Raw genomic sequence first — 9701 nt, 5'->3', positions numbered from 1 at the left:
GGATATTGAGTATATTATCAATAATATCCTTCAATTTCAACCCATTCCCCATAATAATATATAAACATCAACTACTGATTATTAAAACTGTAGAATATATTGCGCATTAAGTCAATGTATTTTGACAGAAAATTTTAAATTTAATATCAATTAAACCATTTTCTAGTTTTATTATAAACTTTTCTTGCGTAAGAGAAAACGAATCGACTCTGTGATTACATTTTAGTAGAGCTGCGTTGAGGAGATTGAACGGGTTAAAAACAATGGGAAATAAGCCTAAATTAAAATAGGATTAACCGAAAACGACAAATTGAGGCCGTTACATCAGAAAACAAAGACATATCATACGAAGTTATATCATAAAAGAAAGCGCTAAAACGATTTTACTATTAAAAATCATCTTAGCGCTATTATTTTTGGGATTAATATCCCATTTTCGTTCTATTAAATTGATGTTATTTATTGTTGAAAGTGTGTTTGTCTACTTTACTATTTGTTTTTTTAGCTTCTTCAGATACTGCTTGATTATGTTCAGATGAAAGTTTAAAGTCATCTTTTTGATTGTTCTCTTTATGAGAGGTATCATGCGTAATCACACCATTTTCAAATTGTGCTTCACTATGCGGTTGAGGTTTATTTGATGATTGTGCTGTAGCATGTGCCTGACTATCTGATTTTTGACCTTTATCATCTACTTGTGCTTTACCATTGTTTTGATCAGCAACTTGACCCGCTAATCGATCTGAATCCACTTCTTTACGAATCGCACGTTGTTGTGCAGCAACGGTATCATCTTGTACAGATTGTTTGTTTTGCGTTGTTGTAACTGTTGATGATTGAGAATTTTCTTGTTGAACAGGTGTAGCAACCGCTGTTGCTACACTGTCTTTTTTATGCTCTTTTTTGTCAGGAGACTTTGTTGATTGATCATGATTGCGAGTGGGTTGTTGTAAACGATCTGAATCGACTTCGCTTCGAATCGCACGACGTTGCGCTTCTAGTTCTGAAGACGTTACTTTCTCTTTATTTTCAGTTTTTTGTGTAGCACTTGCTTTTTCATCTCTAATTTGTCTTGCTTGTGCTTTAAGTGCTTCTGCTTTACGTTGTGCTTCTTCTCTCAATTGTGTAGATTGATCGTTGACGTTCACAGTTTGATTGCGATTTTTATTCTTTCTTTGTGCTGATCCTGGTTTTAAAACAATACCTAACGCACTTCCTAAAATAGCTCCTGCTACAAAACCGAATACGAAATCTAAACCTTTGTTTCCTTCTTCATAATGAGGTACTTCATAACTTTCTAAACCTTTAGTGTATAAGTCTCGATTATATTTTTCCATCCAATTGTCCCCTCCTATTAATAAATGCACTTAAATCAAGTATTAAACTCATTTAAGTGCATTCTGTTTAAAGCCTATTCAAAATCTGAACTTATTATTTGTGTTTAGAATCAGAGTCATTTAAAGTTGTATACTTTGTATTTACTGATTCTGGGTCAGTTGAGAAATCGTTTAAGTCTTTATTTTTATATTCATTATTCACTAATTCATCGTTAGATAAAGAATGTGAATGTTGATGACCTTGGCCACGATTTGCATCATCTGCTACGTTGTTCGTTTTGTAAGCTGCACTTCCACGGCGGCTTTTTCTATTTTGCCATTTATCAGCAATTTCCATTGCAACATTAGACCATTGAACAACTTGAGAAATTTTGTCTTCGTTCTGTGAAATGTTATGTGTAATTGAGTGAGTTACACGATCCACTGAACCGTTTAATGTTTGCACTGAATCACCAATACCTTTTACTGCGTCAACCACAGAGTTTAAGCGATTTGCTTTGTCTTGGATATCTTCAGTTAAACGATTTGCTTTGTGTAGCAAGTCAGTTGATTCACGTGTAATCCCTTGAATTTGACCTTCAACACCATCAAGTGTTTTAGCCACATGGTCCAAGTTCTTTTTAACAGAAACCAATACAGCTACGATACCAATACACAAGATTAAAAATGCAATTGCTGCTATGATTCCTGCAATAGGTAAAATCCATTCCATTCGTAAACGCCTCCTAATGACATTAAATAATATGCTATTTATTTTACTTTAATACCCAACCTCTTGAAACTCAAACATTAAAACCCATGTTCAACACTAACTTTTTCCATATATGCTTTGAGAATCTTTTGAATGTCTCCTGCACCCATAAAAAGAAGTACAGCGTCGTCATGTTTCTCTAATTGGTCAACATTATCTTCTGAAATCAAGTGTGCCCCATCAATCCGCTTTAATAAGTCCTCAATTGATAATTCACCTTGATTTTCACGAATGGAGCCAAAAATATCACACAAATAAGTTTGATCTGCATCACTTAACACGTCTGCAAACTCTTGTAAAAATGCTTTTGTTCGAGAGAAAGTATGTGGTTGAAAAATCGCAACCACTTCTTTATTTGGATATTTTTTTCTAGCTGTCTCAATTGTAGCACTAATTTCTCTTGGATGGTGGGCATAATCGTCTACTAATACTTGATTTTGTACAAATGTTTCATTAAAGCGTCGTTTTACACCACCAAAAGTAATCAGCGCTTCTTTAATATTGTCTACATCTAAGTTTTCAAGATAACTTATAGTTAATACAGCCAAAGCATTTAAAATATTGTGATCACCATATTGTGGTGAGACAAAATGATCATAATATTCACCTTTAATATAAACATCGAACGCTGTTCCTTTATCTGTAACTTCGATATTTTGAGCAGAAACATCCATTGATGGATCGAAACCATAATAATAAACTGGAATATCCACATTAATCTCTTTTACGTAAGGATCATCACCCCAAGCGATAATCGCCTTTTTAACGTTGTTTGCCATACCTTGGAAAGCATTTATGACATCATCAACATCTTTGAAATAATCTGGATGATCAAAATCGATATTCGTGATAATTGCATAGTCTGGTTGATAACTTAGAAAATGACGTCGGTATTCACAAGCTTCAAAAGCGAAATACTCACTTTGAGGCAGCCCCATACCTGTACCATCACCAATTAAAAATGATGTCTTTTTATCACCATTCATTACATGAGACAACAAACCAGTCGTTGAAGTTTTGCCGTGCGCACCTGTCACTGCAACGGATATGTACTGGTTGATGACTTCGCTTAAAAAATCGTGATAACGAATCACTTTTAAACCGAGTTCATGTGCACGAGCGATTTCTTCATGTGAATCATTAAATGCATTACCTTGAATAATGGTTAACCCCTCAGTAATATTATCCGCAGTAAATGGTAAAATTTTAATCCCCTTATTTTTTAATGCAATTTCAGTAAAAACGTACTGGTCTATATCTGATCCTTGAACATCATAGCCCAAATCATAAATGATTTGCGCTAATGAGCTCATCCCAGCACCTTTAATACCAACAAAATGGTATTTCGTCATTGTTTCATCGCTCCTTTCTCTTTTTCCACACTAAAGCTCATTTAATTCAGACTCTGTAAGATATACATCACGCGGTTTTGATCCATTTGCCCCAGAGATGAAACCCAGTTGTTCTAATTGATCAATGATACGCGCTGCTCGATTATAACCGATTTGAAAATGGCGTTGTATTAAGGAAGTTGAAATATGGTTTTCTCGCACCATAAATGCGCATACGTCATCGAACAATTCATCCTTAACAGGTGCTTCCGTTTTTTGTAATAACTCTTGCTCTTGGAATAAATATTCAGGCTCTCGTTGTGATTTAATAAAATCAACCACAGCATCAATTTCATCATCTGACACAAAAGTGCCTTGAACACGTATTGGCTTATTCATACCACCACCAAGATACAACATGTCCCCATAACCAAGAAGGCGTTCGGCGCCACCACTATCTAAAATGGTTCTAGAATCCACACTCGATGATACCATAAATGCAATTCGAGTTGGAATATTTGCTTTAATCAATCCCGTAATGACATTGACTGAAGGTCTTTGTGTTGCCACTAACATATGGATACCACATGCACGCGCTTTTTGCGCCAAACGCGCAATAGATTGCTCTACATCTTGAGGCGCCATCATCATTAGATCTGCAAGCTCATCTATGACAATCACAATTTTAGGAATACGCTGGTCATAGGATACTTTTTTGTTGAATGCTGATATGTTACGGACATGTGCTTGTGCAAAAAGCTTATAGCGTCTTTCCATTTCATCCACAGCCCACTTCAAACTTTGCGTCGCAGCTTTGACATCTGTAATCACTGGTGCAACTAAATGTGGTAAGTCATTATAAGGTGCTAGTTCAACCATTTTAGGGTCAATTAAAAGTAGTTTTAATTCTTCTGGATGGTTTTTATATAACAGCGAAATTAAAATACTGTTAATAGAGACAGATTTACCCGATCCAGTCGCACCTGCTATTAAAGCATGTGGTGTTTTAGCAATATCCATGAGTAACGGTTCATTATTGATTCGATTTCCCATTGCAACTGTTAATTTTGATTCCGCATTTTTAAATGCTTGTGTATCGATAATCGATCTTAAATTAACTTTCGTTGCATATTGATTAGGGACTTCTATACCTACTAAACTTGTACCCGGTATAGGGGCTTCAATACGTATATCTTTCGCTGCAAGCGCCATTTTAATATCATCTTGCAAAGCAGTGATTCTTGAAACCTTGACCCCTTTTTCGACAGATAATTCAAAACGTGTCACACTTGGCCCTTCAATGACATTGACAACTTCTGCTGGAACATTGAAATAATAAAAGGCATCATTTAACTCCTGTTTTTTCTCAGAAATCCATGCTTCATCACGTTCTTGAATTTCAGGCTCATCCAGTAGTTCAATACTTGGCAAATTCAAATTAGGCCCACGGCGAACAACCTTTTCTTCTTGTTTTGATACTGTAGACTGTGTATCTTCAACATAATTTTGATGATGTAGCCTCGTCATATTTGACTCTGTTTCTCGTCTCTCTGACGTATTAGACATATCGTCCTTAACAGGGGTTTGTTGCGATGGATTATCAGCAATCAACGCACCATGTGTATTTTCATTTGAAGTTGCATCTTCCGCTTGTGATGGTTGTTGACGCCTATCATCTTTTACTTCGTTATGACTTGTATTGAACTGTTGGATTTTCTTTTGTCGATCCATAATTCTTTTTTTATCTGAGGGTGTCATAACGACATTAAAAGGCTTACTTCCTTTACGTATCGGAGTGATGGTCGTTTTCGGTTGCTTTTTATCAGTATTCGAGTTGACTTTATCGTCATTTGATTGGCTTTCGTCATCATTAGAATCCATCGATTTTTGGACCTCTTTACGATTGAATTCATCAGTTTTATCACGATGAAGCTCTGGTTTTAGCACAGGTTCTAACTGGACGTTATCTTTAGCTTTTATATCTTTATCATCCAAGCTCGCCACAGCGTCTTTTTCTTCAACATCCTCAACTTCAGAGGCATAACTCATATGGGTCGCATCACTATCAATTGCATTATTCTCATTTTCTTGATGCCATTCATGTGCTAAATTATTTTCATGCTCTTCTAATGCCGTATCCTCAGTCGTTATCTCAGATGCTTTCAATTTTGGCGGTTGATGTACTGACGAGTCCTTAGCTGTCTCTTCACTTGCAGAAGATGGCTCATCAAATTGTGCCAAATCAACTTCTTCATACGTATAATCATGATTATGATCTCGTGATTCAGTTTCTTCAACATTTGATTGTGGTGCATCTTCAGCCGTTGAAGGTGCGTCATCACCCGCGTCCTCATCCTCTATAGACGTACCATACTGCTTACCTAATAACTGACGTGCTTGTGCCGTATGCATGTCGTCAATCGCTTTTTGTAACTCATTTTGCGTATCATTTGCTTGATGTTCGCGTTTTTTCTTAAGTTCCTCTTGAAAACGTTTCTTTTGTAGTACTTTTTTCTCGCGTTCACGACGAATTTCTTCGACAATTTGAGAAGCATAAATATTTTCAATGTTAACGGTATTACTTCTTGGACCAGAAGGTGTGCCTTTTTGAGAACTTTTTGCTTTGCTATTTGATTGGGATTCGTTTTTATAGCTTGAACTTGTTGGTTTTACCTTTGATTCTTCATGGGTATCTTCAGCATGACGCGTGCCAGGTGGTTGCTTTAATCCACTATTTTCAATTTTCTTATGTTGTTTTGTTCCAAATATCGCTGAAGGCACCTCACTTGCTCTAAATTCCTTTTGCTGATAATTTGGTTTTTCAGGAAAATGATTTTTAGCATGGCGTGTATATTGTGATCCGACTTGATGACTTTTTTGATAACGCTGATTGTTGGAATATTGTATGTTATCTCGTTTAGATACTTGTTCAGAGGCTTGCGACGGCTGCTGTTGCATACCGCGATGACGACGCTGTTTACGATCCGTAATTAAAGTGTGTGGCGTATATTGTGACACGTTTTCTTTATGTTGTTCAGCCGTTGCAGTATAATCTTGTGTTGTCTCTTTCTGCTGCTCATACATATGAATTGGAAAGCGGAACTTACCTCTTGGTCTTTGGTAAATATCGTTACTTTGCGGTACAAGATCACTTTTAAATTGACTTTTCTGTTGCTCGTTTTTTCTTCGTTTTGAACGTTGTGATGAATAGCTTTTATCATCTTCACCAAATAATTGATCAAACCAGCTCATTGATTTCACAACCTTCCTTTATTCATCGAAAAATGGTTGACCTACTTTATAACTATCTTCTAAAACCATGATTCCCTTCTCTTGTGGCGCATTAGGTAAGTTCAGTTCTTTCATTGAACAAACCATACCACTTGAAGCGACACCTCTTAGTTCAGCGTCTTTAATAATCATTCCACTTGGCATTACAGCTCCAACTTTAGCAACAACAACTTTTTGACCTTGCTCAATGTTTGGTGCACCGCAGACGATTTGTAACGTCTCAGAACCTACATCAATTTGACAAACGCTCAATTTATCAGCATCTGGGTGCTTTTCTTTTGATTGTACATAACCTACTACACATTTCGGTGATAAATCTGCTTCAAGTTGATAATTCAAATCTGTTTCATCAATCATTTTTTGAATGTCATCAATATGTGAAGCCGTCAATTTAATATGTCCTTCTCCTGAAAGACTCAAGTGATTCGTCGCATTAAAAAGGTTGAAGCCGACAATTTCACCTTCTTTTTTTATTGCAACAACATCTCCATAATTTTCATATTCAAATGGTCCTTCCACTTGGTCAATTTGTAAAAATGCAACGTTTCCAACTCCTGTTGGATTATAAAATAAATTCATATTCATTACTCCTCATTTTGATTATCATTATCTTTAGTTGCGCGTAAGTGATGTACGACATTAGGCTGCGCTTGATTTTTAGGCTTATTATTTTTACCTAAAATGAAAATAGGTTCGAAGTGCCCCTCTTGATAAGCAAACGAAAGCGAGGTTATCGGAACTAATCCTTTAGCAAAAAAGTCCATAGTAATATGTGCCATCACGTCATAACCTGTTTTGTTCCGTATATCTGCAACAATGAGCACATCTTGATGTGGAACGGCGACTAACATTTCACCTTGGCATCGTTCTTCAAATTCACTTAATAGCTTTGCGTTCATGATGCGACTTGCATCATAGCCGTCATTTTGATTAATAAAATAAAAGATATTCCCTTTTACTTCATCCGTCGTAAACGTATTATCAAGTTTACGTACGTTAAACATCGCCATTTCTTTAATTTGTTGTTTGGACAACTTTAATGATGTCATAAGTGTTTCATCAATGAGACGATACGATTTTCCTAAATCTAGTGCAAAATAAATACGTGTTTCAGCAGTATGTGGTTCAGTAATAAACACTTTACCATCATCTGTTTTCTCATTAAAACTTGTCGAACGTATGACAGGCATCACACGTATCTCATCTAATGCTTTATAGGATTCATCTTTCATTTGATGAATGGTTTCTTCAATGTAATAAATAATTTCATCAATAATATTTTCTTGCCCTTTGTTGAATTTAGCAACAATTGGGGAAAGTTTAACTGTTAAGCCTTTATGGTTATCAGTTCGATAAATTCTCAAAGATTCTTCTTTACGATTAAATTGATATTGAACCTCTAAATCTTCTAATCGTGACTTAATCAAATCTCTCATTTTAAAGACATTCATTTTTTCACTCCTAATTTCATGCCTTTTATTAGTTTACAATAAATATACCCTTAGGACTAGAGAAAAACTATGTCCCAAGGGTTAAAATCTATTTAAAATTGACTCAAAAATTGATCGATTTGTTCTACTGTTTTTCGTTCTTTTCCAATATAAGAACCCACTTGTTTACCATTTTGATAAACTAAGAAACTCGGAATGCCCATAATACCGTGTTCAATTGCTAAATCAATAAATTGATCTCGATCCACTTTTACAAAGTCAAATTGTTGATACTTTTCTTCCAGTCCAGGTAAACCCGGCTCAATGACATGACAATCTGGACACCAATCTGCACTAAATAAGAAAACGGTATTTTTTTGAGCAAATGCATTAAATTGTTGTTCATTTTCTAATTGAATCATCACTATCACTCCTATTGATATTGTAATTGTTCTATCATCTCATCATCTAATTGACGAATAGACGCCGTTAACCACGCTTTCGCTGCTTGATAATCACGAATATCAAAAACAGCATCAACACTATGAATGTATCTTGCACACACACCTATAACAGCAGTTGGTACACCAATATTCGATTTATGAATGACGCCGCCGTCTGTACCTCCGGGTGAGATATAATGTTGATATTGGATGTGGTGTTCAGCTGCAACTTGTTGTAAATAAGATTTAAAGGCTGGTTTGAGTAGCATCGTACCATCTTTAATTCTTAACAACGCACCTTCTCCTAGTACACCCGAAAGACCTTGACGCCCTTTCATATCGTTTGCAGGTGAGCAATCAACGACAAAAGCTACATCTGGATTGATCAGCCGAGCAGCGGCTTCAGCGCCCCGTAAACCTACTTCTTCTTGTACATTCGCGCCAACATATAAATCAAAATCTAAATCAATGTCTTTAAGTTGTTCGAGTAATTCTAGACCGATGACACAGCCATAACGATTATCCCAAGCTTTCGCTGCATATCGATGTTCGGATAACTGCAATAATTCTGTATGTGGCACAATAGGGTCTCCTAATTGTACCCCTCGCTTTAAAACATCCTCTTTAGAACTTTCTCCAATATCTAAAAGTAAATCTTCAATACGTGGTGCGCCTTCTTGCCCTGTTCTAAAGTGACTTGGTATATTCGCCACAACCCCTATGATTTCTTCATTTTGTTGTGTCAAAATTTTAAGACGCTGCCCTTGCCAAATATCGTTTGCCACTCCACCTAGTGCCGTAAATTTAATCAAGCCTTGTGTTGTTACTTCTGTTATCATAAACCCAATCTCATCCATATGAGCTGCGACCATTATACGTTTCGCATTTTTATTTTTACTTTTCTTTACACCGTAAAATCCGCCCATTCGGTCATATACAAATGTATCAACGTAAGGGGTCATACTTGATTTCATATATTCACGTACGCGATGTTCAAAATTAGGAGCACCGTGTAGTTCCGTTAAAGTCTTAATTTTTTCAATCGTACTTGTTGTCATATCGCACACTCCTTATTTTTTTAATCTCTTTATTTAGTATATCATCTCTACTGTGGTAAA

The 9701-nt window shown here is 36.0% G+C and carries 7 protein-coding genes and 1 pseudogene; all 8 read right to left on the bottom strand.

All coding sequences use genetic code 11. The features are described from left to right. Positions 1 to 455: 455 nt before the first annotated feature. Positions 456 to 1337: a hypothetical protein gene (locus CD118_RS06815; protein ID WP_103356449.1), complete on the bottom strand. Its 882-nt coding sequence runs from the start codon at positions 1335 to 1337 to the stop codon at positions 456 to 458. A gap of 250 nt (positions 1338 to 1587) precedes the next feature. Further along, positions 1588 to 2049: pseudogene (locus tag CD118_RS06810) on the bottom strand (DUF948 domain-containing protein); the annotation flags it as partial. A 77-nt stretch (positions 2050 to 2126) separates the two neighbouring features. After that, complete coding sequence (murC, locus tag CD118_RS06805; protein WP_060829757.1) at positions 2127 to 3440, bottom strand: UDP-N-acetylmuramate--L-alanine ligase; 1314 nt, start codon at positions 3438 to 3440, stop codon at positions 2127 to 2129. A gap of 30 nt (positions 3441 to 3470) precedes the next feature. Next, positions 3471 to 6671, bottom strand: a complete 3201-nt coding sequence (locus CD118_RS06800) for a DNA translocase FtsK (protein ID WP_103356448.1) — start codon at positions 6669 to 6671, stop codon at positions 3471 to 3473. Positions 6672 to 6689: 18 nt separating this feature from the next. Then, positions 6690 to 7289 (bottom strand): YtpR family tRNA-binding protein, encoded by a 600-nt coding sequence (ytpR, locus tag CD118_RS06795; RefSeq protein WP_103356447.1) that lies wholly within the window; start codon positions 7287 to 7289, stop codon positions 6690 to 6692. 5 nt (positions 7290 to 7294) lie between these two features. Continuing rightward, positions 7295 to 8161 (bottom strand): DUF1444 domain-containing protein, encoded by an 867-nt coding sequence (locus CD118_RS06790; protein ID WP_103356446.1) that lies wholly within the window; start codon positions 8159 to 8161, stop codon positions 7295 to 7297. A 92-nt stretch (positions 8162 to 8253) separates the two neighbouring features. Beyond that, complete coding sequence (locus CD118_RS06785) at positions 8254 to 8562, bottom strand: thioredoxin family protein (protein ID WP_050330654.1); 309 nt, start codon at positions 8560 to 8562, stop codon at positions 8254 to 8256. Between the two features lie 11 nt (positions 8563 to 8573). Beyond that, on the bottom strand, positions 8574 to 9641 hold the full coding sequence (locus CD118_RS06780) for a M42 family metallopeptidase (protein WP_103356445.1): 1068 nt from the start codon (positions 9639 to 9641) through the stop codon (positions 8574 to 8576). Positions 9642 to 9701: the final 60 nt, after the last annotated feature.

This window comes from Staphylococcus coagulans (assembly GCF_002901995.1).
Classification (GTDB): Bacteria; Bacillota; Bacilli; order Staphylococcales; family Staphylococcaceae; genus Staphylococcus; species Staphylococcus coagulans.
The sequence above is the reverse complement of the archived record's forward strand: the minus strand, read 5'-3'. Positions and strand labels throughout refer to the sequence as shown.